Annotated in this window: 23 protein-coding genes; 15 read left to right on the top strand and 8 right to left on the bottom strand. The window is 72.4% G+C overall.

Features of this window, described 5'->3' with window-relative positions; genetic code table 11:
* Positions 1 to 106: 106 nt before the first annotated feature.
* Positions 107 to 766 (bottom strand): TetR/AcrR family transcriptional regulator, encoded by a 660-nt coding sequence (locus ACFO0B_RS02560; RefSeq protein WP_378610638.1) that lies wholly within the window; start codon positions 764 to 766, stop codon positions 107 to 109.
* Positions 767 to 877: 111 nt separating this feature from the next.
* On the opposite strand from ACFO0B_RS02560, the gene ACFO0B_RS02555 reads away from it, so the two are divergent.
* The 6 genes from ACFO0B_RS02555 (at position 878) to ACFO0B_RS02530 (ending at position 6,784) form a co-directional block, all read left to right on the top strand.
* Positions 878 to 2,002 (top strand): VOC family protein, encoded by a 1,125-nt coding sequence (locus ACFO0B_RS02555; RefSeq protein ID WP_378610637.1) that lies wholly within the window; start codon positions 878 to 880, stop codon positions 2,000 to 2,002.
* Positions 1,999 to 2,928 (top strand): fumarylacetoacetate hydrolase family protein, encoded by a 930-nt coding sequence (locus tag ACFO0B_RS02550; RefSeq protein ID WP_378610636.1) that lies wholly within the window; start codon positions 1,999 to 2,001, stop codon positions 2,926 to 2,928. The genes ACFO0B_RS02555 and ACFO0B_RS02550 overlap by 4 nt, the downstream gene beginning before the upstream one ends.
* Positions 2,925 to 3,143, top strand: coding sequence for a hypothetical protein (locus ACFO0B_RS02545; RefSeq protein ID WP_378610635.1), 219 nt, complete (start codon positions 2,925 to 2,927; stop codon positions 3,141 to 3,143). The genes ACFO0B_RS02550 and ACFO0B_RS02545 overlap by 4 nt, the downstream gene beginning before the upstream one ends.
* Complete coding sequence (mhpA, locus tag ACFO0B_RS02540) at positions 3,140 to 4,603, top strand: bifunctional 3-(3-hydroxy-phenyl)propionate/3-hydroxycinnamic acid hydroxylase MhpA (RefSeq protein WP_378610634.1); 1,464 nt, start codon at positions 3,140 to 3,142, stop codon at positions 4,601 to 4,603. The genes ACFO0B_RS02545 and mhpA overlap by 4 nt, the downstream gene beginning before the upstream one ends.
* Entirely contained in the window at positions 4,596 to 5,777 is a 1,182-nt protein-coding gene (locus tag ACFO0B_RS02535; protein ID WP_378610633.1) for a cytochrome P450, read from the top strand. Before mhpA ends, ACFO0B_RS02535 begins: the two co-directional genes overlap by 8 nt.
* A gap of 107 nt (positions 5,778 to 5,884) precedes the next feature.
* Positions 5,885 to 6,784, top strand: a complete 900-nt coding sequence (locus ACFO0B_RS02530; RefSeq protein ID WP_378610632.1) for a macrolide 2'-phosphotransferase — start codon at positions 5,885 to 5,887, stop codon at positions 6,782 to 6,784.
* 9 nt (positions 6,785 to 6,793) lie between these two features.
* Here ACFO0B_RS02530 and ACFO0B_RS02525 read toward each other — a convergent pair whose 3' ends face one another.
* Positions 6,794 to 8,203, bottom strand: a complete 1,410-nt coding sequence (locus tag ACFO0B_RS02525) for an alpha/beta hydrolase domain-containing protein (protein ID WP_378610631.1) — start codon at positions 8,201 to 8,203, stop codon at positions 6,794 to 6,796.
* 206 nt (positions 8,204 to 8,409) lie between these two features.
* Here ACFO0B_RS02525 and ACFO0B_RS02520 point away from each other — a divergent pair, with 206 nt between their 5' ends.
* A complete protein-coding gene (locus ACFO0B_RS02520; RefSeq protein ID WP_378610630.1) occupies positions 8,410 to 9,576 on the top strand; it encodes a site-specific integrase in 1,167 nt (388 codons plus the stop codon).
* A 140-nt stretch (positions 9,577 to 9,716) separates the two neighbouring features.
* On the opposite strand, the gene ACFO0B_RS02515 is transcribed toward ACFO0B_RS02520, so the two are convergent.
* Positions 9,717 to 10,328, bottom strand: coding sequence for a flavodoxin family protein (locus tag ACFO0B_RS02515; protein WP_378610629.1), 612 nt, complete (start codon positions 10,326 to 10,328; stop codon positions 9,717 to 9,719).
* A gap of 116 nt (positions 10,329 to 10,444) precedes the next feature.
* Here ACFO0B_RS02515 and ACFO0B_RS02510 point away from each other — a divergent pair, with 116 nt between their 5' ends.
* On the top strand, positions 10,445 to 11,293 hold the full coding sequence (locus tag ACFO0B_RS02510; protein ID WP_378610628.1) for an SDR family oxidoreductase: 849 nt from the start codon (positions 10,445 to 10,447) through the stop codon (positions 11,291 to 11,293).
* Between the two features lie 77 nt (positions 11,294 to 11,370).
* Here ACFO0B_RS02510 and ACFO0B_RS02505 read toward each other — a convergent pair whose 3' ends face one another.
* From ACFO0B_RS02505 to ACFO0B_RS02495, 3 genes are all read right to left on the bottom strand, one after another.
* A complete protein-coding gene (locus ACFO0B_RS02505) occupies positions 11,371 to 11,598 on the bottom strand; it encodes a hypothetical protein (RefSeq protein WP_378610627.1) in 228 nt (75 codons plus the stop codon).
* A gap of 95 nt (positions 11,599 to 11,693) precedes the next feature.
* Positions 11,694 to 12,338, bottom strand: coding sequence for a class I SAM-dependent methyltransferase (locus ACFO0B_RS02500; RefSeq protein WP_378610626.1), 645 nt, complete (start codon positions 12,336 to 12,338; stop codon positions 11,694 to 11,696).
* 980 nt (positions 12,339 to 13,318) lie between these two features.
* Positions 13,319 to 14,548 (bottom strand): FAD-dependent oxidoreductase, encoded by a 1,230-nt coding sequence (locus tag ACFO0B_RS02495; RefSeq protein WP_378610625.1) that lies wholly within the window; start codon positions 14,546 to 14,548, stop codon positions 13,319 to 13,321.
* A gap of 91 nt (positions 14,549 to 14,639) precedes the next feature.
* On the opposite strand from ACFO0B_RS02495, the gene ACFO0B_RS02490 reads away from it, so the two are divergent.
* The 4 genes from ACFO0B_RS02490 to ACFO0B_RS02475 all read left to right on the top strand — a co-directional run bounded on the left by ACFO0B_RS02490 (position 14,640) and on the right by ACFO0B_RS02475 (position 18,276).
* A complete protein-coding gene (locus ACFO0B_RS02490) occupies positions 14,640 to 15,620 on the top strand; it encodes a helix-turn-helix transcriptional regulator (protein ID WP_378610624.1) in 981 nt (326 codons plus the stop codon).
* A 113-nt stretch (positions 15,621 to 15,733) separates the two neighbouring features.
* A complete protein-coding gene (locus ACFO0B_RS02485; RefSeq protein ID WP_378610623.1) occupies positions 15,734 to 17,014 on the top strand; it encodes a family 1 glycosylhydrolase in 1,281 nt (426 codons plus the stop codon).
* Between the two features lie 63 nt (positions 17,015 to 17,077).
* Positions 17,078 to 17,572, top strand: a complete 495-nt coding sequence (locus ACFO0B_RS02480) for a MarR family winged helix-turn-helix transcriptional regulator (protein ID WP_378610622.1) — start codon at positions 17,078 to 17,080, stop codon at positions 17,570 to 17,572.
* 209 nt (positions 17,573 to 17,781) lie between these two features.
* Positions 17,782 to 18,276 (top strand): DUF6764 family protein, encoded by a 495-nt coding sequence (locus ACFO0B_RS02475; protein ID WP_378610621.1) that lies wholly within the window; start codon positions 17,782 to 17,784, stop codon positions 18,274 to 18,276.
* Positions 18,277 to 18,325: 49 nt separating this feature from the next.
* Here ACFO0B_RS02475 and ACFO0B_RS02470 read toward each other — a convergent pair whose 3' ends face one another.
* On the bottom strand, positions 18,326 to 19,774 hold the full coding sequence (locus tag ACFO0B_RS02470) for an SDR family oxidoreductase (protein WP_378610620.1): 1,449 nt from the start codon (positions 19,772 to 19,774) through the stop codon (positions 18,326 to 18,328).
* Between the two features lie 140 nt (positions 19,775 to 19,914).
* Complete coding sequence (locus tag ACFO0B_RS02465) at positions 19,915 to 20,586, bottom strand: TetR/AcrR family transcriptional regulator (protein ID WP_378610619.1); 672 nt, start codon at positions 20,584 to 20,586, stop codon at positions 19,915 to 19,917.
* Positions 20,587 to 20,693: 107 nt separating this feature from the next.
* Here ACFO0B_RS02465 and ACFO0B_RS02460 point away from each other — a divergent pair, with 107 nt between their 5' ends.
* The 3 genes from ACFO0B_RS02460 (at position 20,694) to ACFO0B_RS02450 (ending at position 23,362) form a co-directional block, all read left to right on the top strand.
* A complete protein-coding gene (locus ACFO0B_RS02460) occupies positions 20,694 to 21,839 on the top strand; it encodes an acyl-CoA dehydrogenase family protein (RefSeq protein ID WP_378610618.1) in 1,146 nt (381 codons plus the stop codon).
* 142 nt (positions 21,840 to 21,981) lie between these two features.
* Positions 21,982 to 22,647, top strand: a complete 666-nt coding sequence (sigK, locus tag ACFO0B_RS02455; protein ID WP_378610617.1) for an ECF RNA polymerase sigma factor SigK — start codon at positions 21,982 to 21,984, stop codon at positions 22,645 to 22,647.
* Positions 22,640 to 23,362 carry an anti-sigma factor gene (locus tag ACFO0B_RS02450; RefSeq protein ID WP_378610616.1) on the top strand — a complete coding sequence of 241 codons (723 nt, stop codon included), beginning with the start codon at positions 22,640 to 22,642 and terminating at the stop codon, positions 23,360 to 23,362. The genes sigK and ACFO0B_RS02450 overlap by 8 nt, the downstream gene beginning before the upstream one ends.
* Positions 23,363 to 23,401: the final 39 nt, after the last annotated feature.

Here is a 23,401-nt window from a genome sequence, read left to right as displayed (position 1 = left end):
CGCTCGGCATCGTCGCCTCCGGCATCGCCACCGGCGTGGACTGGGATGTCTGCGCCGAGACGATCGCCGTCGCGACCGGCCGGTCCGCCGTCTCCGCGACACCCGGTCAGGCGGCGCCGACCTCGGGCGGGGCGACCAGCTCGGGAATCGGCCTGGCGCAGATCTCCCGCGCCTCCTCGGCGGGCACGCCGAGCATGCACAGCAGATCCTCGGCCACCTGATCGACCGATGCCGCCTCGTCGCGCTCGGGGTGGTCGTGCAGCAGCTGCCCCAGGCACACCGCGGCACCCACCACGACGACCATCGTCAGGTCCGGGTCGCGGGGACGGAAGCGGCCCGCCCGCATCCCGGTCTCGATATCGCGCCGGGCCCGCGGCGCGAGCCCGCGGTCGGACTCGAAGATGGCGGAGGCGCTGTTGAGCAGCACCTTGCTGAGGGTGGGGGCCGTGCGGTGCAGCCTGCCGGTGAGCCGGAAGCCCTGGGCGAAGACCTGCGCCGGGTCGGGCAGCTCCTCGGTGAGGGCGTCGAACCAGGCGCCGTAGCTGTCCAGCGCGTCGGCGATCGCGGCCGCGAACAGGGCGTCGCGGCTGTCGAAGTGGTTGTAGAACGAGCCCATGCCGACGTCGGCGGCCTGCGTGATCTCCAGGATCGGCGCGTTGAGCCTGCCGCCCGCGAGGAAGTCCTGCGCGGCGCGGATCAGCGCCGCCCTGGTCCGGGCCTTGCGGCGGGTCAGCCTGTTCGGCGCCGCGGAACCGTCATCGCTCATGATCCACCTCCCCGTGCATCGTAGCGGGCTCATTTCTGACGAAATCCTCAGAATTTGTTGACTGAGTGTCACGTCGAATGTGACGATATCGTCAACAAGGAGGGTTCATCGATGCACGATCCCCATACCGACCTGCACAGCGAGCAGGGCGCCCTGCGCGGCGAGCACCCGGGACGCGCCCGCGACCCGGTGGTGAAGGTGCAGGACCTGGCCTGGCTGGAATTCGCCAAACCCGACCTGCGCCGCGCCGAGGAGTTCGCGCACGCCTTCGGCTTCGCGACCGTGCTGCGCGACGAGCGGGAACTGCAGCTGCGCGGCACCGGCACCGCCGCGCCGTGCGTGATCGTGCGCCGCGGGCCGCGCTCCCGCTTCCTCGGACCCACGTTCCTCGCCGCCGACACCGCCGATCTGGCGCGCCTGGCCACCGCCACCGGCGCCGCGGTGACGCCGCTGCCGGCGAGCATCGGCGGATCGATGGTCGAGCTGACCGATCCGAGCGGCGCCCGGGTCCGGGTGGTGGCGGAGCCGCACCCGCTGCCCGCGCTCCCCGGCCAGCAGCCGCTGACGGTGAACACCGGTCTCGACGCGGCCCGGGTGAACCGGGCGCAGCGCCCGCCCCGGCGCCCGGCACTGGTACAGCGGCTCGGGCACGTGGTGCTGCAGACGACCCGCTACCGCGCGACGCTGGACTGGTACCTGCAGCACCTGGGCATGATCGTCAGCGACTTCCTGTACTACCCCGGCCAGCGCGAACGCGGCCCGGTGATGAGCTTCATCCGCTGCGACCGCGGCACCACCCCGGCCGACCACCACACCCTCGCCCTGACCCTCGGCCCGCGCGACCGCTACGTGCACTCCGCCTACCAGGTGGCCGATCTGGACGCGCTCGCCGCGGGCGGGGAGTACCTGCGCGCGCGGGGCTACCGCCGGTCGTGGGGTATCGGCAGGCACATCCAGGGCAGCCAGATCTTCGACTACTGGCGCGATCCGGACGGCTTCCTGGTGGAGCACTTCAGCGACGGCGACCTGTTCGACGCCGCACTGGAACCGGGCTGGGCCCCGTTCACCGCGTCCGGGCTGGCCCAGTGGGGCCCGCCGGCGAGCCCGGACTTCCTCGGCATCCGCCCCGGCCCGGAATCCCTGCGCGAGCTAGGCGCGTTCGGGCGCGCCCTGCGCGCGGAGAACGAATTCGACCTGCACCGCCTTCGTGGCCTGTTGAAAGTAGCCCGCTCATGAGTATCGCCGTCCTGCGCACTGCCGACGCCTGGTGGAAGGCCACTCCGGCCGGGGCGATCCGCCTCGACACCACCGCCCGCAGCACCACCGAACTGCTCGCCGACCGGGCGGCGGTCACCGCGGCGGCCGGCGACCCGGTGCCGGTCGAGGAGCTGGCGCTGCTCTCGCCGGTGACCGCACCGTGCCGGGTGGTGGCCCAGATGACGAATTTCGTCTCCCACGTCCGGGATTCGGGGATGGATCCGGCGACGGTTCCGCTGACCTTCTTCCGCAAGGCGTCGGGTTCGATCACCGGCCCGCACGGTGCGATCGTGCGGCCCGAGCACGTCCGCTTCCTGGACTACGAGGTCGAGATCGGGCTGGTCTTCGGCCGCACCCTCGAGGTCGGCGCCGATCTCACCAGCGCGGAGCTCGGCGACTACATCGCCGGGCTGGTGATCACCGACGACGTCTCCGCTCGCGATGTGCAGCTGCCGAAAACCCAGTTCTACGAGGCCAAGTCGTACCCCACGTTCACCCCGGTCGGCCCGGCGCTCGTACTGTTCGAGCCGGGCGACGCCGCCCGCTTCGACCAACTGCGGCTGCGGCTGTGGGTCAACGGCGAACCGCGCCAGGACAGCACGGTCACCGACATGATCTACCGCCCGCTCGAGACGCTGCGCGCCCTGAGCCGGTTCCAGCGCATGGACGCCGGGGACCTGCTGCTCACCGGCACCCCCGGCGGGACCGCGCTGCGCGCACCGGCCAAGCCGATCGAGATCATCGGCTCGCTGCTGCCGCCCGCGCTGAAGTGGAAGGCGTTCTTCCGGCGCCAGCGCAACAACCCGCAGTACCTGCGCCACGGCGACATCGTCGAAGCCGCGATCGCCACCCCCGACGGCGCACTCGACCTGGGCAGACAGCGCAACCGGGTGGAAACCCGATGACCGGCACGCGGCCTCCGGACGACCCGCTCCGGCCCCGCCACGAACCCCCCGCGGATCCGGCCGCCGTCGAACCAGTGCCGCCGGCCGGGCGCGGGCTGCGGGCCGCCGCCGCGCGCGAACTGACCGCGGCGCAGGCATTCACCGGCGCCGCGGCCGCGGTCCGCGCCGTGCTCGCGCGCTACCCCCTCACCACCCGGATCGCGGTCCGCCCATGACCGGCGCCCCCGTGCCGGTGGCGATCGTCGGCGCGGGCCCGACCGGTCTCACCGCGGCCCTGCTGCTCGCCGCCGATGGCGTACCCGCCGTTGTCCTCGAACGCAGGCCACACCCCTACCCGCAACCGCGGGCGGTGCACCTGGACGGCGAGATCCGCCGCATCCTGGACCGGATCGGAGTCGGGGCCGGGTTCGACGCCATCTCCCGCCCCGCCCTCGGGTTGCGGTTGCTCGACCGCGAGCTGCGCGTCCTCGCGGAGTTCCACCGCGACCCGATCGGCAGGCACGGCCACCCCGAGGCGAACATGTTCGACCAGCCCGACCTGGAGGCACTGCTGCGCGCCGCGGTGCGCGCGAATCCCCGCATCACCCTGCGCGCCGGGGCCGAGGTGACCCGGGTCGAGCGCGACACCGCCGGGGTCGCGCTCGCGGTGACCGACGCCGCCGGTACGGCCGAGACGCTGCGGGCCCGCTACCTGCTCGGCTGCGACGGCGCCAACAGCCTGGTGCGTCGGGAGATCGGCGCGGTGCCCGAGGATCTGGGCTTCACCCAGCGCTGGCTGGTGCTCGACGTCGCCACCGATGCCGAGCTCGGGCACTGGGAGGGCGTGCACCAGGTCTGCGACCCGCACCGCGCCGCCACCTACATGCGGATCGGGGCGGGCCGGTACCGCTGGGAATTCCGCTTGCTGCCCGGCGAGGACGCCGCGGGATTCCGCGCCGACCCCGCCCGGCTGCGGGAACTGCTGGCGCCCTGGACCACCCGCGCCCGCCCCGGCGACCTCGACCTGGTGCGCGTCGCCGACTACACCTTCCGCGCCCAGCTCGCCGACCGCTGGCGGGCCGGACCGGTCTTCCTGCTCGGCGATGCCGCTCACCTCAGCCCGCCGTTCATCGGCCAGGGCATGGGAGCCGGGCTGCGCGACGCCGCCAACCTCACCTGGAAACTCGCCGCTGTACTGCGCGGCGAGCTCCCCGACACCGCGCTCGACAGCTACCAGCAGGAACGAAAACCGCATGCGCGCAGCATGATCCGGATGGCCAGGCTCGTCGGCGTCGCCATGACCGCAGGCGGTGAGCACACCGCCGCCCTGCGCGCCGGGGTGGCGCCGCGGCTGCACCGGATCCCGTGGCTGCGCGCCGCGCTCACCGAGGGCCGCACCCCGCCGCTGCACCGCTCGGCGCTCAACGACCGGCCGCACCCGTTCACCCTGGCCGGTCGCCTCGTGCCGAACGACCGGCTCGCGAGCGGCCACCGCTTCGACGAGCGGGCCCGCGGCCGCTACACCGTCCTGACCACCCGCGCCGACGGCACCCGCGCCCTGGTGGCGGGACCGGCGCTGCGCCGCTGGCTGCGCCGCGGCGGCGCCCGCTACGCGCTGATCCGCCCGGACGGCGTCGTCCAGGCCACAGCCCGCCACCACGCCACCCTCCGCGACACCGGGAGGTCCCGTGCCTGACACCGTCCCCGTCTACCGCCCCGATCTCTACTCCCGCGCCGCCATCCTGGATCCGCACCCGCACTACGCCCGGCTGCGCGAGCTCGGCCCGGTCGTCCGGCTCCCCCGCCACCGCGCCTACGCGCTGCCGCGCTACGCCGAATGCAAGGCCGTGCTGCGCGATCACGACACCTTCGCCTCCGGCGGCGGCGTCGCGCTCAACCCGGTGACCAACCGGATGTCCAGGGACACCACCCTCGCCAGCGACGGCGCCGACCATCGCCGCCGCCGCACCCTGCTCGCGCACCGCATGCTGCCCCGCGCGCTGCGCACCATCCAGGAGGACGTGCGGCAACGCGCCGCCGAGACCGTGGCCGCCGCGGTGCGCGCGGGCACCGTCGACGGTGTCACGCTCGCCGCCGCGCTGCCGCTGTCGATCGTGCCCGACCTCGTCGGCTGGCCCCGCGACGGCCGCGACCACCTGCTGGACTGGGCCGCCGCGACCTTCGACGCGCTCGGCCCGCTCAACGGCCGCGGCGTGCGGACCGCCCCCGCCAACCTGGCCATGCTCCGCTACACCCGCGCCCTGGTCCGCGACCGTGCCCTGCTGCCGGGCAGCGCGGGCGCCGACGTCCTGCGAGCCGCCGACGACGGGCGGATCGGCCCGGCCGAGGCGACCGCGCTCATGATCGACTACCTGGCGCCGTCGCTGGACACCACCATCGGCGCCATCTCCGCCGCCCTGCACCTGTTCGCGACCCACCCCGGCCAGTGGGAGGCGCTGCGCCGCGATCCCGGCCTCGTCCCGAACGCGGTGCACGAGGCGGTGCGCTACGAATCGCCCATCCGCGGGTTCGCCCGCACGGTGCGGCGGCCGGTCGAGCTCGCGGGCACGCCCGTGCCCGCCGGTGCCCGGGTCCTGGTGCTCTACGCCTCGGCCAACCGCGACCCCCGCGAGTGGACCGAACCGGGCACCTTCGACATCCACCGCGATGCCACCCGCCAGCTCGGATTCGGCTACGGCAGGCACGGCTGCGCCGGCCAGGCCCTTGCCCGCCTCGAAGCCGAGGCCGTGCTCACCGCGCTGGCCGAGCGGGTGGCGCGGATCGAGGTCGTCGGCGAGCCGGAATGGCTGCCCAACAACGTCATCCGCCGCTACGCCCGGCTGCCGCTACGGCTCGTGCCCGCGCGGTGACCCGGCGCCGCTCCGCACCGGGATGAGCTGCACGGTACTGCTCGTCGGTATCGGTCCCCGACGATATCGAATGGCCCCGGTGCGGGCCCGTGTGAAAGTCTCTGCCCATGAGTACGATCGACGACGTCGTTGCCCTGGCGTCCGCGCACGACCTGCACCTCACCCCCGAGGGGGCGACGGTGATCGAGGCCGGCCTGGACTACCGCGTCGTCCTTGCCTTCGACGACGCGGGCCGCCGCTGGGTCCTGCGCCTGCCCCGCCGCGCCGACGTCACCGCGGGCATGGCCGCCGAGACCCGCATCCTCGACCTGGTCGCCCCCGCCCTCGCCGCCGACGGTGTCGCCGTCCCCGACTGGCAGCTCCGCACCCCGGAGCTGATCGCCTACCCGGCCCTGCCCGGCGCGCCCGGCCTGACCCTGTCCGACGCGGGCGAGCCCCGGTGGCACATGGACCCCGCGAGCCCCGACTACGCCGCTCGCCTCGGCCGCCTCCTGGCCGGCCTGCACTCGATCACCCCCGAGCAGGCGGCCGCCGCCGGGGTGGAGGTGCGCAGCCCCGAGCAGGTCAGGCAGGCCTGGCGCGACGATATCGAGAAGGTGAGCGCGGAGTTCACCGTCGCCCCCGAGATCGCCGAGGCCTGGGCGGCGTGGCTGGCCGACGACATCTGCTGGCCCGATCGGACGGTGATGACGCACGGCGAGATCTACCCCGCCCACGTCCTGTTCGCCGAGGACGGCACCATCACCGGCGTCCTGGACTGGACCACCGCCCGCGTCGACGACCCCGCCCGCGACCTGGCCGCCCAGTACGGCGCCGCGGGCGAGGAGCTGCTGCGGACGACCCTGGAGGTCTACGCGCAGGCCGGTGGGCACGTGCACCCCGGCCTGGTGGCCCAGGCCAGGAACCTGTGGAACGCCTTCCCCATCGGCTACGCCCTGTACGCCCTGACCACCGGAGCCGAGGGCGACCGCGCGGCCGCCGCCGCGCTGCTGAATCCGCAGAACTGAGCGCCGCCGCTACCCCGCGAACTGACGACGCGCCGTGATGGTCGCGAGTTCCAGGATCTCCGGCCGATCCGCGGCCACGAGGAAACCGGCGTCGATCGTCCGATCCAGCGCGGTGGTGAAGCCGGTGAGGTACTCGTCGAGACCGCCGGGGTAGCGGCGAGCAAGGTGCGCCGCGTCGAACGGCGCGCCGGAGCCGAACAGTGCCGACATGCGATCGTTCTCGGTGTTCGCGCCCGATGTGGCGGCGGTGGGTACGTCCACCCAGGGGGTTCGCAGCCCACCGACCGCTACACCGTCGTCGTCGGTGACGATCGTGGGCACATCCTCGTCCGTGACGTCGATCGGTGGCGCCGCGGGAGCGCCTCGGCCGGCGACGACCCAGTCGTGGAGCCGCGCGATGGCCGCATTGAGCACGTAGTGGTGCTGCGGCGCGAAGTTGAGGAAGTGGGTCAGCGGGCGGCCCAGCATCGTGCTGGTCGGCCGGTATGCCTCGGCGAGTTCGGCGACCGGCGCGAGCCCGCTGTCGAGGAAAGCGCCCTGGATCGTGTAGTTGTCGGCGTGCGCGGCTCCGGGAATCTCCCAGACACGAAGCAGTTCACCGTCCGGTTGCCGAGCCGGGAGGTAGCCGGGGAGTACGCCGCCGATCAGGTCGGTCTCGGTGATGACGGCCAGCACCGGGACCGGCAGGTCGTCGCGGAACCGCGGGCGTGGGAGGCGGGCGACGGTGGCGGGGTCGAACATGGATCCCCCGTCGAGCGGCCCGGCGGGGCCGAACCGGGAATGCACCAGGAATCCGTCGTAGATCGGCCCGAGGGGGACGACGGCGTCGATGTAGGTCGTGAGGAACATGGCCGACTGGGATTCGCCGACCGCGAGGACCCGTTGCGGGTGTAGCCCCGCGAGCAGCTCATCGCCCCGATGCCGGGCGACCGTCCCGAGCTGGCCGAAGATATCGAAGCTGTACTCGTCGCCGGGATGGTTCAGGCGTGCGTAGCGCTGCGGATCGACCGTCTTGAGCGAGAAGTCGCCGACCATGCCTGCGCCGCCCTCGATGCCGACGCGCTGAGCCGAGACCCCGACGTAGGCGTACCCCTCGCGCAGCAGTTCGCGGTGCGCCATCATCCACACGGCGGGAGCGTCGAGGCCGCCGCTGACGTTGAGCCACTCGACCACCACCGTGCCGTTGAACCGGCCGGCATCGGCGGGGACGACGGCCACCGCCCTGGTGGCGTAGCCGGCTCGCGCGCCGGGCGCGACGTTCCAGCGACCGTCGACCGTGAGCTCGCCGACCGGGGTGTAGGAGCTCGCCGTTCCCGCGACGACGAACTCGCTGACCGAGTATCCGAGGCCGGTCAGGTCGTAGCTTCCGAGCAGCAGATTCGGCGTGCCGTCGATCGGCGTGAGGATGGGATCTCGCACAGCTGACTCCCTCGTTCCGCGTCGTGTGCCTCGATCGTAGCGGCGATTCGCCTGTTGTTCCTGACCTCCGATAAGTGAACATTATCGGAGGTCAGGCAGCGCGTACTTCCCGTCGGCCGACCTTTTACGTTTCGTTTCGTTTGCTGACGCAAACGCAACCAAATCAACGCCGAAAACATGCCCCCATCGACCGCTATCCTCGACCGGTGCCCGAACACCCCGTCGCCATCCCCGACCCGGTCCAGGCACGCCTCCGCGCCGGCGTGGGCACGGTCCTCATCGACACCGCCGCCCTACGCCGAGTCCGCGAACGCTTCGACGACACCCAGGCAGGCGCCCTCAGCCGCTACCTCCGAGCGGCCCAATCGGAGAACACCGTCCGCGCCTACCGCGCGGACTGGATAGCCTGGGCCGCCTGGTGCGCCGCCGAGAACCGGCAGGCACTCCCCGCCGACCCCCTCGACCTCGCCGTCTACCTCGCCGCCGCCGCGGACGCGCGGAAACCAGACGGCCGCTGGGCATTCGGCGCGGCCACGCTGGAACGCAAGTCCTCGGCAGTCGCGGCGGTACACGCCGCGAACGGGCTGCCCTCCCCCACCCGCTCCGACGTCGTCCGCATGACCCTGCGCGGCATCCGCCGCGCCCGCCGCACCGCTCCCCTGCGCAAACGCCCGGTCCTCCTGCACACCCTCGAGCAGCTCCTCGGCTGCCTCCCACCCCCCGGCATGCCCACCGAACCCGCCCGCCGCCGCGACACCCTGCTCCTGCTCACCGGCTTCGCCGGCGCGCTCCGCCGCAGCGAACTCGCGGGGCTGCGCATCGGCGACATCACCGTGCACACCGACCACCGCACCGGCGAACCCGTCCTGGTCCTGCGGTTGCCCGCCACCAAGACCGACCCCACCGGCGCCGCCGAACACCGGGTCGCGCTGCCCCGCGGCAACCGCCCACACACCTGCCCGGTCTGCGCCTTCGCCGACTGGCTCGAGCTGCGCGCAGCAAACCCTCGACACCCCATCCCGCAGCGAGATCCGGCCCTCCACCGCTGCCACGGCTTCACCGGCACCGACCTACCCGGCGACCTCCCCCTCTTCCCCGCCATCAACCGCCACGGCGGAATCGGCGACCGCGCCGTCTCCGGCCGCGCCGTCGCCGAACTGGTCAAGCGCTACGCCGCCAGAGCCGGACTGGACCCGGCCCTGTTCTCCGGCCACTCCCTGCGCGCCGGCTTCGCCACCCAGGCCGCACTCGGTGGCGCCGCCGACCGCGAGATAATGCGCCAGGGCCGCTGGTCCAACCCGCGCACCGTGCACGGCTACATCCGCACCGCCGACCCCCTCGACGACAACGCCGTCACCAGACTCGGACTCTGACCGCGATATTCCCTTGCCGCAGTGCGCAGCCGGCCCCGAATTCGTGGCACCCGCTCCGCTGCGCGCGATTACTCGACCAAGACCCGCTGGTCGTCGACACCAGCGCACACCTGCCGGCGATCGGCCGTATCGCGGTCTGATCAGCCCGGGTAAGCCGGGTACGGCTGGGCCCGCAACACCCGCGCCAGGTGCGCGGCATTGCGCGCCGCCGCCGCATTCGTGCCCCGCACCGGCTCCGGCACCTCGTCGAGATCGTTGTAATCGGTGCCCTGCATCGCCTCCCCGTTCCAATACGTGCACCCCTGCGCCGGAATACTGAACCCGATGTCGTTCAGCGCCTGGAACAGATCCGCGACGATCTTGTGCGCGCCGTCCTCGTTACCCACCACCGCCGCCACCGCGACCTTGCCGACCATGCTCGGACGATTCTCGTCATCGGTCTCCGACAGCTCCGCGTCCAGCCGCTCCAGCACCCGCTGCGCGACCGAGGACATGTGCCCCACCCAGGTCGGGCACGCCACGATCAGAATGTCGGCCGCCAAAACCCGGGCGCGCAGCCGCGGCCACTGATCACCGTCGCCCTCGTCGGCGCTCACCCCCGGCCGGACGTCGTAGTCGACCACCCGCACCACCTCGCCGGTCACCTCGTGCCCGGCCAGCTCCTCCAGCAGCTGCCTGGCGATCAGGTCACTACTGGACTCGGCCGGGGACTTCTTCAGCGAACACACCAGCGCGAGCGCGGTCAGCGCCATCGGAAACCTCCTCGGAACCGGCCCGCCGACGGGCGCCGACGGGCAACACCGCTGTGCCCGGCCACCCGCCCGGCAAACACCGGTTCACCGCGGACCGGGCCGGGTAGGCGCCGAGCATGAGCGAGCACACCCCGCACACCATCGACTACCCCGGCCACACCGACGACATGGCCGAACGCCCCCGCGACGAGATGCGCGGCTGGATCGGCAGTGGCCTGCTCGACGGCAAGAAGGCCGTCGTCACCGGCGGCGACTCCGGCATCGGGCGCGCCGTGGCCATCGCCTTCGCCAAGGAGGGCGCCGATGTCGCCATCGCCTACCTCGACGAGGACGCCGACGCCGAACACACCCGCGACCTCGTCACCGCCACCGGCCGCGCCTGCCACCTCTACCCCGGCGACCTCGCCGACCCCGGCCACTGCCGCGGCGTCATCGACCGCGCCGCCGCCGACCTCGGCGGACTCGACATCCTGGTCAACAACATCGCCTACCAGAACCCGGTCGACGACTTCGCCGACATCACCCCCGAGCAGTGGCGACGCACCTTCGCCGTCAACATCGACAGCTTCTTCCACGCCATCCAGGCCGCGCTCCCGCACCTCACCCCCGGCGGCACCATCATCAACACCAGCTCCATCAACGGGCTGCGCGGCAATCCCGACCTCATCGACTACTCCGCCACCAAGGGCGCGATCAACGCGCTCACCTACTCGCTGGCCCAGGCGTTCCAGGAGCGCGGCATCCGGGTCAACGCCATCGCACCCGGCCCCGTCTGGACACCGCTCATCCCGGCGACCATGGACGCCGCGAAGGTCGCCGACTTCGGCACGCAGGTGCCCTCCGGGCGCGCCGCCCAGCCCGACGAGATCGCCCCCTCCTACGTGTTCTTCGCCGCCGGAGCCATGTCCTCCTACTACTCCGGCGAGATCCTCGCCCCGATCGGCGGCGAGACACTGCCCGGCTGACCACACGAAATCTCCACGAAGGGGCCAGGAACTCTCCACTGCCTCGCCCACGCCCGCGAGCACGCCCCGCGCGAAACCTACGACCGGCCGGCGCACGAGTTCACCCCGGCGCGCTGCGCCGAGCTGGACGCACTGCTGATCACCGATGCCTCGCTGGGGGTGTCGCGGTTGCGGTGGCTGGCGACCGGGCCGGTGGAGGCGTCGGCGGCCGCGGTCCCACCGCGCAGTGCGGTGGTGTAGTTGTCGCCCTCGCGGGCGGCGGCGCGAGCGCGTTCGGCGGCGGTGGGCTGCTTCTTCGGTGACATGCGTACTCCAGTTCTCGGCGGTACCCACGCTTCCCGCCGGGCGGTGTACGTCGGGGACCCGCGGTTCCGAAGGGCGAGCCCGACATATGCAGAAGTCAGGACTTACTGCGTGCGAAAAGAATCGCTTGCTGAGCTTTCGCATCCGGGTCGAGCAGCATCTGGGCCTCGACCACGAATCCGGCATCGTGCAGCCAGGATGCCACCTGGTCAGGCTGACGGTGGTGGACATGGACCTTCATCGGGTGACCGCCGTAGCCCTCCGTCTTCAACCGCGACTCGTCGCCGACGTGAAACAGCAGTTGCAACGGTCCGCCGGGACGCAATGCTCGGTGGAAGCGTCCGAGTACAGTCGGCACCTCCTCGTCTGGGATGTGGATCAACGACTGCCAGGCGAGCAGGCCGGCCACCGACGCGACGGGCAGGTTCAGTTCCGTCATCGAGCCCACCTCGAACCGCAGGCCGGGGTGGTCGCGCCGGGCCACGTCGATCATCGCCGGGGAGAGGTCGATACCGAAGGCGTCGACACCGAGCTCGTGCAGATGGGCGGTGACTTCACCGGGGCCGCAGCCGACGTCCGCGACCGGTCCGCCGCCGGCGGTCCGCACGCTGTCGGCGAACAACGCCAGAGCCGCGCGCAGGTACTGGTGTCCGGCGAGGGCGCCGCGCACTTGGTCGGCATAGCTGACCGCGACCGTGTCATAAGAGGTTCGGGTGTCGGCCAACCAGTCATCCGTGGTCATGACCGGCACGATATTCCATGATCGCGGCGGACTCGGCGCTACCCGAGAACGACGAAGGTGCCTCCACCCGGCCGGGTGGAGGCACCGGTAGGCAGGACGGCATTGTTCATAGCGCGGACCCCGAGAAACTCTGGCCGACTCTGTCGTCCGGGGGCGTGGGCATCGGTGACTGCGGCGAACGTCGGTACGCGTCTGGCCGTGACCGCTCAACGATAGCAGTGATACCCCGGGTAATAGTCTGTTATCCGGGGTAAGCACTGACTCATCGGCGCCAGCCGAGCCCTGGATTCGGTCACCGACGCCGAAGTCGGCGGCGCGCTGGAAACCCTGTGGGGCAACGCGGCGGTCAACACCTGGAACGCGCGCCGCGCAGCCGTCGGTAAATGGCTCTCCTGGTGCGCCGAACAGGGCTGGACCGCACCGACGCTCCCGCCCTCGGCCGCACGCTCGACCCCGCCGAACTCCGAAACGCCGGTTCCGTTCGCGCACCGCGATCGACCGGCTCATCGCCCGCCGCGAGATCCACGTGCGGGAGAAGACGCTGTGGCGGATGCTGTACGAAACCTGCGCTCGCACCGACGAGCTGCTCGGGCTCAACATCGAAGACCTCGACCTCGCGGGCCGCACCGCGGCGGTGAAGTCCAAGGGCGCCAAACCCCGCACCCGCCGTCGCGGTGCCACCCACTACGAACACGTCCTTGAAAATGTGTACTGGGACGCGGGCACCGCCCGCCTGCTACCCCGGCTGATCCGCGACCGCACCCGCGGGCCGGTCTTCCTCACCCACCGCCGACCGGGGCCCGGCGCTGGCAGCACAGCGGCGCACTCGACACCGGTTACCTCGGCGGCCTCTCCGCCGACATCGTTCCCGCCATCGACCGGCTCCCCGCCGACCTCCGGCTCCAGCTGCGCACCGCCATCGCCCACCAACTCGACGACGACACCTGGCAGAGCTGGAACCTGGCCAGACACAACGCCCGCTAGCGCCGCCCGCGCCACCGCGCGGCAGCGGCCAGCACCGGGGCGGCGGCCACCGTCAGCGCCGCCCCGGCCACCGTGTCGGTGAACAGAATCCAGCGCACCGGCCCCATCGCCGCGGTCAGCACCGCGGCCCCGCGCTCCCGCATCGCCGCCTCGAAACCCTCGACCGCAGGCGGGAGCGGTACCGAACCCAGCCGCTCCACCAGATCGGCCGCATCGCGAATCGCCGCACCGGCGCCCATCCCCGCCGTCGGCGGCGTGGCATGGACCGCATCGCCCAGCGCGGTGATCCGGCCCGCGGGCCACGGCGCCAGCTCGCCCGCCCGCGACGACGCCGCGTTGAACCGAAACGCCGCCACGCTCTCCGCATCAGCGGCTTCGATCACCTCCAGCACCTCGGGACGCCAGCCCAGCTCCCGGAACCGGGCCACCAGCGCCGCCCGCAGCGCACTCCCGCGCAGCTTCCGCAGCGCGCCGGTCACCGCGGAGTCGGGGAACATGGCACCCCAGATGAACGTCGGCCCGGTGGTCACCGGGGACCGCAGCTCCGGACGGTCAAGCACCGCATTGCCCACCGGATCGAGAAACCCCAGGTACAGCGCCGCACCGTGCGGCCCGACCACCAGCCCCGACCGCGTACCCAGCCGCGCCCGCTCCCCCGCACTCAGATCATTCACCGAGGTCCGCCCGGAGAACCCGACGATCCCGGCAGGCGCATTCGTCGGCCCGCCCGCCAGAAACCGCGCGACGAGCGAATGCGCGCCATCCGCCCCCACCACCAGATCACCGGTCACCGAGGTGCCGTCGTCGAACCACACCACCGGCGCGCCGTCCCCGGCATACCCGACCCCGGTCGCGACCTTCCCCAGGTGCAGATCGTCACCGACCGCCTCCGCCAGCAGCGCGCGCAGCGTGATCCGGTCGATATCGAGACTCGGATCGTCGCGCAGCTCAGGGCCGTACCCGAGCACCCGCCCCCGCCGATCCCAGAACGCGTCCGGATCACGCAGCCGCAGCGCCGAACCCGACGCCAGCATCCGCTCCACGATCTCCGGCGCGACCAAGCCACTCAACGCCTCCTGCGCCGGCCCGTCCAGCGTGATGTGGTACCCGCCCGTCGCTCTGACATCGGTATCCCGCTCGAACACCGACACCTCCACCCCCGCCCGCCGCAACCCCGACCCCAGCGCCAGCCCGCCGATTCCGCCTCCGACAACAACGACCCGCATCGCTTCCACTCCTTCATCCGGCAACCCTGCTGCGAACGATGCCGCCCATACCGGACACCGGATGACCACTACCGCGCGCACCATGGACTCCGTGGCAACAACCTCCCGGCGCGCCCTGCACCTGCTCTCCCTGCTCGCCGCCCGCCCGCAGTGGTCACTCCCCGAGCTCACCGAGCGGCTCGAGGTCAGCGCCCGCACCGTCACCCGCGACATCGACACGCTCCGGCAACTCGGCTACGCCATCACCACCGTGCGCGGACCGGGCGGCGGCTACCGGCTCGGCGCGGGCAGCACCCTGCCGCCCCTGCTGCTCGACGACGACCAGGCGCTCGCCGTCGCGGTCGCGCTGCAGACCGCGCCCGCCACCATCTTCGGCCTCGCCGAGGACACCGCCCGCGCCCTGGACACCCTGACCCGCGCGATGCCACCCCGGCTCCGCACCGCCATGGGCACCCTGCGCCTCACCCAGCTCCGCAACTACTGGGAGTTCCCCGCACCGCCCATCGACCCGCGCGCGCTCGCCGTCGTCGGCACCGCCGTCCGGCGCAGGCACGCCCTCGTGGTCGAGACGCTGCGGGCCGACGGCACCCGGCCCGACCCCGGCGACCCCGGCTTCGCCCCCGCCCGGCGCATCGAGCCGCACCACCTCGCGGTCTGGGCGGCCCGGTGGTACCTGGTCGCCTGGGACGACGGCTGGCGCGTCCTTCGCGTCGACCGGCTGCTGCCGCGCGCAACCACCGAGCCGTTCCCGGAGCGGGAGCTGCCCGGCGACGACGTCGCCGCCTTCGTCATGACCAGCCCCGACCGCGGCGATACCCCCGCGGCCTGGCAGTGCACCGGATCGGCGCGGCTCGCGCTGCCCGCCGAAGTGGTCGCGCGGTGGGCACCCGGCGGTTCGGTCGTCGAGCACATCGATGCCGGGCACTGCCTGCTGACGCTGGGCGCGTGGTCGTGGGCCGGCATCGCCGGGATCCTTGCCACCTTCGACACCGAGCTCACCGACGTACAACCGCCGGACCTGGTCCGGGCGTGCGCCCGACTCGCTCAGCGATGGGCGCACCTGCCCTCCTGATCCTTGCGGTGTTCTCTTTTTCCTGAGGACGTGGGCTATATAGTTAGATGCGCATATCTAGGTACCACAATTTGTCAGACAATCGGACGGGTGACCAGTTAGGCTGTGCCGCGATGCGTATCGTGGCCGTCCTCATCGCCCTGCTCCTCTTCGCTCCCCCGCAGGCCGGAGCCTCCCCGGGAGCGCCCGCTCCCCTGCCCCGCGACTTCCTCTGGGGCGTCGCCTCCTCCGGCTTCCAGTCCGAAGGCGATGCCCCGGACAGCAATTGGGCCCGCTACGCCGCCCGCGAGGACGAGCCGTACGGCGACTCCATCGACTTCCACGGCCGGTTCCCCGAGGACATCGCGCTCGCCAGGGGGCTGGGGGTGCAGGTCTACCGGATCGGGATCGAATGGGCCCGGGTGCAGCCGCGACCGGGGGTGTGGGACGAGGCGGGGCTGCGCTTCTACGACGAGGTGGTCGCGGCGATCCGCGCGGCGGGCATGCGGCCGATGATCACCCTCGATCATTGGGTGTACCCGGGCTGGCAGGCCGACCGCGGCGGCTGGGCCGACCCGGAGATCGTGCCGAACTGGCTGGCCAACGCGCGCACCGTGGTCGACCGCTACGCCGCCGCCGACCCGCTCTGGGTGACCTTCAACGAGCCCGCGGTCTACCTGCTGCGCGAGGTGCAGCACGGCACCCTGCCCGCCTCCGACGTCCCGCTCATGCACGAGAAGATCGCGCAGGCGCACCTGGCGATCTACGACCACATCCACCGGGTGCAGCCGGGCGCCATGGTCACCAGCAACGCCGCCTACATCCCCGCCGTCGACGGCGCGGTGAACGGCGCCCTGCTGGAGCGGATCGGGGGCGCGCTCGACTACATCGGCATCGACTACTACTACGGCCTCTCCCCCGACGCGCTGCGCACCCCGTACGACTTCGAGAAGCTCTGGCAGAACCCGCTCGAGCCCGAGGGCATCTACTACGCGCTGCGACACTACGCCCGCCAGTTCCCCGGCAAGCCGCTCTACATCGTGGAGAACGGCCTGCCGACCGACAACGGCAAGCCGCGCGCCGACGGCTACACCCGTGCCGACAACCTGCGCGACACCGTCTACTGGCTGCAGCGCGCGGTCGCCGACGGCCTGAACGTGATCGGCTACAACTACTGGACGCTCACCGACAACTACGAATGGGGCAGCTACGCGCCCCGCTTCGGGCTCTACACCGTGGACGTCCTGACCGACCCGACGCTCACCAGGCGTCCGACCGACGCGGTGCCCGCCTACACCGAGCTGATCCGCGCGAACGGCACCCCGGCCGGCTACCTGCCGACCAGGGACCCGGCCCCGTGCTCGCTGGTCGACGGCCCGGCCAGCTGCGCCGAGCCGGTCACCGTCCCGCGCTGACGCGGTCCGCCCGCACCGCTCGGATAGGCTGGCCTTTCCGGGTGGTTGGAAAGGATCGCGGGGATGAGCGAGGAGCGCGTGCCGCAGGAGAGCGAGCGCGAGCTGTTGGAGTCCGAGATCTCCGCGGATCTGCGGGCGATCACCGCCGTCTCGGAGCAGCTCGGGCACGTCTTCGCGCGCGCCAACGAGCTGCGGCCGACGGATTTCCGCGCGCTCATGCACATCGCGACCGCCGACATCGAGGGTGACCCGCTCACCGCGGGCCGGCTGGCCAAGCTGCTCGGCATCTCCACGGCCGCGGTCACCTACCTGGTGGAGCGAATGATCGAGTCCGGGCACATCCAGCGCGGCACCGACGCCGCCGACCGGCGCAAGGTACTGCTGCGCTACGCCGATCACGGCATGGATGTCGCGCGCGGCTTCTTCACCCCGCTCGGCACCCGCACCAGGGCCGCCATGGCCGGGCTGCCGGACGAGGACCTGGCCGCCGCGCACCGCGTGTTCAGCACCCTGATCGATTCCATGCGGACGCACTTCGACGAGCTCACCGGGCGCTGAGCGGACGGGATCGGTCGCATCGGCGGCCCGGACCCATCCATCGGCCGCCGCGGCCCGAATCTCTTTCTTTTCGCAGGTGGCGCCGCCAGAGGTGGCAGAAAACCACTCCGTTTGACGCGTCGATTTCGCGTCATTACTGAGTCACCGGACAACGGCGCCGGGCGGTGGTACCCATCGTCCGGCGTTCCGAACGACCCAGGAGGAACGACATGACCACCACTCCCCTGCGCCGCACCGCGGCCGTCCTCGCAGGCGCCGGAGCGGCCGCCGCCTGCGCCCTGCTCGCCGCACCCGCGGCGAACGCCCAGACCGCCACCTGCCCGGCGACCGGCGGGCAGGTCGCCGCCGTCACCGTCGGGGACGCCTCGTGCGCGTCGGAGAGCGTCGGCGGCTCGGCCGCGCTCGCCATCGGCACCGACGGCACCGCGGACGCCGACGCGAACGCCGCCGGGCTGTCGCTGGCCATCGCGCAGAACGGTGGCGCGGCGACCTCGGAGTCGGGCTACCTGTCGGCCCCGGCGGCGGTGGCGATCGGCCCGGGCTCGAGCGTCATCACCCTCGGCGTGCGGCCGGGGCTCTCGATCGGGATCGCCGGGCCGGGCGCCACGGTCGTGGTGGACGGCGTGAACCGGCCGACCTGCTCCGGCGGGCTCGCCTTCGCCGGTGATTTCCAGACCTTCCAGGGCTGTCTCTCCACGCAGTAGCAGGCGAACGGCGGACGGCGGGTGCCCGGCGGGCACCCGCCTTCGCGCGTCAGGGGGTGATCGTCGCCTCGGCGGCGCCGGTGATGTTGCGGGCCATGCCGCCGAAGATCACCGCGTGGAAGGGCGCGATGGCCTTCCAGTAGAGGTGCCCGGCGAGGCCGCGCGGCTCGAAGAGCGCGCGCTGGTGGTAGACCGCTCCGGTGCCGTCCGGCTCGACCCGCAGCTCCAGCCAGGCGCGGCCGGGCACCCGCATCTCGGCGCGCAGCCGCAGCAGGTGCGGGCGCTCCAGGTGCTCGACCCGCCACCAGTCCAGCGCCTCGCCCTCGCGCAGCCGGTGCGGGTCGCGGCGGCCGCGGCGCAGCCCGGCGCCGCCGACCACCCGGTCCATCCAGCCGCGCACCGACCAGGCCAGCGGGAACGAGTACCAGCCGTTCTCGCCGCCGATCGCCTCCACCACGGCCCAGACGGTCTGCGGATCGGCGGGGGTGGCCAGCGAGCGTTCGTCGCGGTAGAGCGAACCGCCCGACCACTCCGGGTCGGTGGGCAGCGGGTCGGAGGGGGCGGTGCCCGCGTCGGCGTCCGACCAGCGGGTCGGGACGTCCAGGTCACGGATCTTGGCCAGCGCGAGCTCGACCGCGTGGTCGTAGCCGACGAGGCCGTCGTCCGGGTCCGGGATGTGCTCGGCGATGGCGTGGTCGCGGCAGACGACGTCGTTGATCAGCGACTCCATCAGCGGTACCGCGATGGCGCGCGGCACCGGCGTCACCAGGTTCACCCACTGCGCGGAGAGCCACGGGGTGAGGACCGGGACCGGGACGATGATCCGGCGCGGCAGCGCGGCGACCCGGGCGTAGCGGCGCATCATCTCCAGGTAGCTGAGCACGTCCGGGCCGCCGATGTCGAAGGCGCCGCGCACCTCGGGGGCGACCTCGGCGCCGCGGGTCAGGTAGTAGAGCACGTCACGCACCGCGATCGGCTGGATCCGGTTGCGCACCCAGCGCGGGGTCACCATGGCCGGCAGCCGCTCGGTGAGGTAGCGCAGCATCTCGAAGCTGGCCGAGCCGGAGCCGAGGATCACCGCCGCCTGCAGCACCAGCGCGGGTACCCGGCCCGCCAGCAGAATCCGGCCGACCTCGGCGCGCGAGGCCAGGTGCCGGGAGAGATCCTGCCCCTCCGGAACGATGCCGCCCAGGTAGACGATGCGGGCCAGCCCCTGCTCGTCGGCGGCGCGGACGACGAGCTCGGCGGCCTTGCGGTCGACGGTGTCGAAGTCCGCGCGGGTCAGCGAGTGGACCAGGTAGTAGAGCACCTCCTGGCCCTCCAGCGCCCGCGCGACGTCGTCGGCGCTGGTGACGTCGCCCTTGACCACCTCGACCTCGTCGTGCCAGGGCGCGTCGGCCAGTTTGCCCGGGGTGCGGGCCAGTACCCGGACCGTGTGCCCCGCCTTCAGCAATTCCGGCACCAGACGGCCGCCGATGTACCCGGTCGCTCCGAACACCACACACCGCACGCGCGTTCACCTTCCGTCGGGAGGTCCGGTTGCGCACTCGCCGCGGACCGGGGCACCGCGCCCCTGCTGCCTTTACTACCCGCCGCACCTGCGGTTACGCGCCCGCCGGGCTGTGATCCCCACCCTGGTCAGGGCGCGGGCAGCGAGCCGTCCGGGTCGAGCTCGATGCCGAGCGCGCGCAGCCGGCGATCGATCAGCAGCCAGGACTCCGCGGTGAGCAGCTCGACCAGCTCGGTTTCGGTGGAGCCGCCGTGCGCGAGCCACCAGCGCACCGAGGCGTCGATCAGCCCGAGCAGCGCGACGACCAGCCGGTCGGCGGCGGCGTGGTCGGTGTTGAAGGACGGGATGTAGCGCCCGGCCGCCTCGGAGATCTCCGAGGCGAAGGCGCTGCCGCCGATCCTGGACTCCTCCTCGGCGCCGCGGGAGTAGTTGCGGCGCACCAGGAATCGGTACAGGTTCGGGTGCTCGCCCGCCCAGGCGACGTGCTCGGCGATCGGCGCGCGGATCACGTCGAGCGGGGTGCCGTCGATGGCGAGGGCGGAGCGGATGCGCTCGGTGAGCTCCTCGTGCGCGCGCCGGGCGACAGCGAGGTCGAGCTCCTCCTTGCTGGCGAAGTGCCGGTAGAAGTGCGTCCGCGCCAGCCCGGCGCGGTCCGCGATCTGGCCGGTGAGCGCGTCCGGGCCGTGCTCGGTGATGGCGGCGATGGCGGCGTCGACCAACGCCCTGCGGCGTTCGGTGCGGACCGGGGAGGGCGCGGCGGCCCGGCGGGTGCCGGTGGTGTCGGCGCGTCCTTTCGTCATGTCGGGCAAGGCTAGCGGACTCGACGGCGGGGAGTGACGGGCACTACAGTAGCGCTGGGACATCCTGTACCCGTTATTTACGGTTACAGAAGAACGAAAGGAACCCGATGGCCGCCTACCGGTCCGTGTGGATGGACGACGACCTGGACGCGCTGCGCTCGCTGGCGCGCGCGTTCTACGACAAGGAGGTCACGCCGAACATCGACAAGTACCTCGCCCAGCACCACGTCGACCGCGACCTCTGGACCAAGGCGGGCGAGCTCGGGCTGCTGTGCCTGTCCATCCCGGAGGAGTACGGCGGCGGGGGCGGCACCTTCGCGCACGAGGCCGTCATGATCGAGGAGCAGGCCAGGGCCGTCGACACCGCGTGGGGCGCCAGCCTGCACAACGGCATCGTGGCGCACTACCTGCTGCACTACGGCACCGAGGAGCAGAAGCGGCACTGGCTGCCGAAGATGGCCAGCGGCGAGGTGGTCGGCGCGATCGCCATGACCGAGCCCGGCACCGGCTCGGATCTGCAGAACGTCAAGACCAAGGCGCTGCGCGACGGCGACGAGTACGTGATCAACGGCTCGAAGACCTTCATCACCAACGGCTCGCAGGCCGACCTGATCATCGTGGTCGCCAAGACCGACGTCAGCCAGGGCGCGGCGGGCATCAGCCTGGTGCTGGTCGAGGCGGACCGGGCCGGGTTCCGGCGCGGGCGGGTGCTGGACAAGATCGGGCAGAAGGGCCAGGACACCTCGGAGCTGTTCTTCGAGGACGTCCGGGTGCCGGTCGCCAACCTGCTCGGCGATGCCGAGGGCCAGGGCTTCGTGCAGCTCATGCAGCAGCTGCCGCAGGAGCGGCTGATCATCGCGGTCGGCGCGGTAGCGGGCATGGAGACGGCGCTGGAGCACACGCTGCGCTACGTCAAGGAGCGCGAGGCGTTCGGGCGGCCGGTCTTCGGCTTCCAGAACACCAAGTTCAAGCTGGCCGAGGTGGCCACCGAGGCGCGGGTGGCCCGGGTCTTCACCGACGACTGCGTGGCGAAGCACCTCGTCGGCGAGCTGGACATCCCGACCGTGGCCATGGCGAAGTGGTGGACCACCGACCGCGCGCTGGCGATCTCCAGCGAGTGCCTGCAGCTGTTCGGCGGCTACGGCTACATGACCGAGTACCCGATCTCCCGCATGTGGGCGGACAGCCGGGTGCAGATGATCTACGCGGGCACGAACGAGATCATGAAGGAGATCATCGCGCGCTCGCTCTGAGATGCTGTCGTCGAACCGGGCGGTCTCCGCGGAGATCGCCCGGTTCCGTGTCTCCGCCCACGCGGGCGAGTAGATTCCAGCCCGGAACCCATCCGAGCACCGAGGCATGTCGAAAGCCAGTCATGCGGACAGGGACGCGACCATGACCAATGAACCGGCGTTCGCGCCGATTCGCCTGCACAGCGCCGACACCGGCGAACAGGATCCGGCGTGCCCCGCCGACCCGGCAGACCGGGCGGCGACCACCGCGCAGAACCGGCAGCTGATCGGGATGCTCGCCGCCGTCGCCGGCGGTGACCGGGACGCCTTCACCGACTTCTACCGGCACACCAGCCACCGCGTGTTCGGGCTGGCCGTGCGGGTGCTGCGCAGCCACGCCGCCGCCGAGGAGGTCACCCAGGAGGTGTACCTGCAGGCCTGGTCGATGGCGGCGCGCTACGACGAGACCAGGGCGAGCCCGATCGGCTGGCTCATGATGCTCACCCACCGCCGCGCGGTCGACCGGGTGCGCACCGAGCAGAACGCGGCCAGCCGGGACTCCGTCTACGGCCACGCACACCTGGGCCGCGCGCACGACAGCGTGGCGGAGGAGGTCGGGCAGCGGCTCGACGAGCAGGCGGTGCTGCTCTGCCTGGAGACGCTCACCGCCACCCAGCGCGAGGCGGTCGGGCTGGCGTACTACACCGGTCGCACCTACCGCGAGGTGGCCGACCACCTCGCGGTCCCGCTGCCCACCCTCAAGAGCCGGATCCGGGACGGATTGAAACGGCTGGAGAACTGCTTGACCGGAAAGACCAGCGATGCCTGACACCGACCGCGACGACCTGCTCGATCTCGCTCCCCTCTACGCCCTCGACGCCGTCGACCAGCACGAACGCGCCGCCATCGAGGAGCGGCTCGCGCGCGCCGACGCGTCGCTCGCCGCCCGGTTCGCCGACACGGTCGACCGCACCCACGACGTGCTCGGCGAGCTCTCCGCGGTCGACGCCGTCCCGCCGCCGCCCGAGCTGGAGGGGCGGCTGCTGGCCGCGCTCGACCAGCTGCAGCCGGGCACCGTGCGGGATATCCGCTCGGCGCGGCGGTTCTCCGGGAAGCAGCTGGGCTGGTTGGCCACGGCCGCCGCGGTGCTGGTCGCCGCGGTGGTCGGCGGTGCGGTGCTGGCCGGGCGGGACTCCGGGTCGCCCGACACGCGGATCACCGCGGCGACGGTGCTCGAGCAGGCGGACGCGCGCGCCGCCACGGTGGCGGTGCCGAGCGGCGGCTCGATCACGGTGAACTCGTCGAGTGCGCTCGGCGCGGCGGCGATCTCCTTCGCCGCCATGCCCGAGCTGCCCGCCGATCGGGACTACCAGCTCTGGATCATCCACCCCGGCGGCGATCCACTGCCGGACGCGGTGGTGCCCGGCTCCGGGGAGGTCATCGCCAGGTACGCGGCCGCCGACACGATCGCCGTCACGGTCGAGCCCGCCGGTGGCTCGCAGGCGCCCAGCGGGGCCCCGATCGCGGCCATGGTCATGGACTGACCAGTCCGCGCGCCGCGCGAAGACGAACTCCTCCGGCAT

It is taken from the genome of Nocardia jiangsuensis, from assembly GCF_042650385.1.
Lineage (GTDB): Bacteria > Actinomycetota > Actinomycetes > Mycobacteriales > Mycobacteriaceae > Nocardia > Nocardia jiangsuensis.
This window is presented reverse-complemented; position numbering and strand designations above follow the sequence as displayed.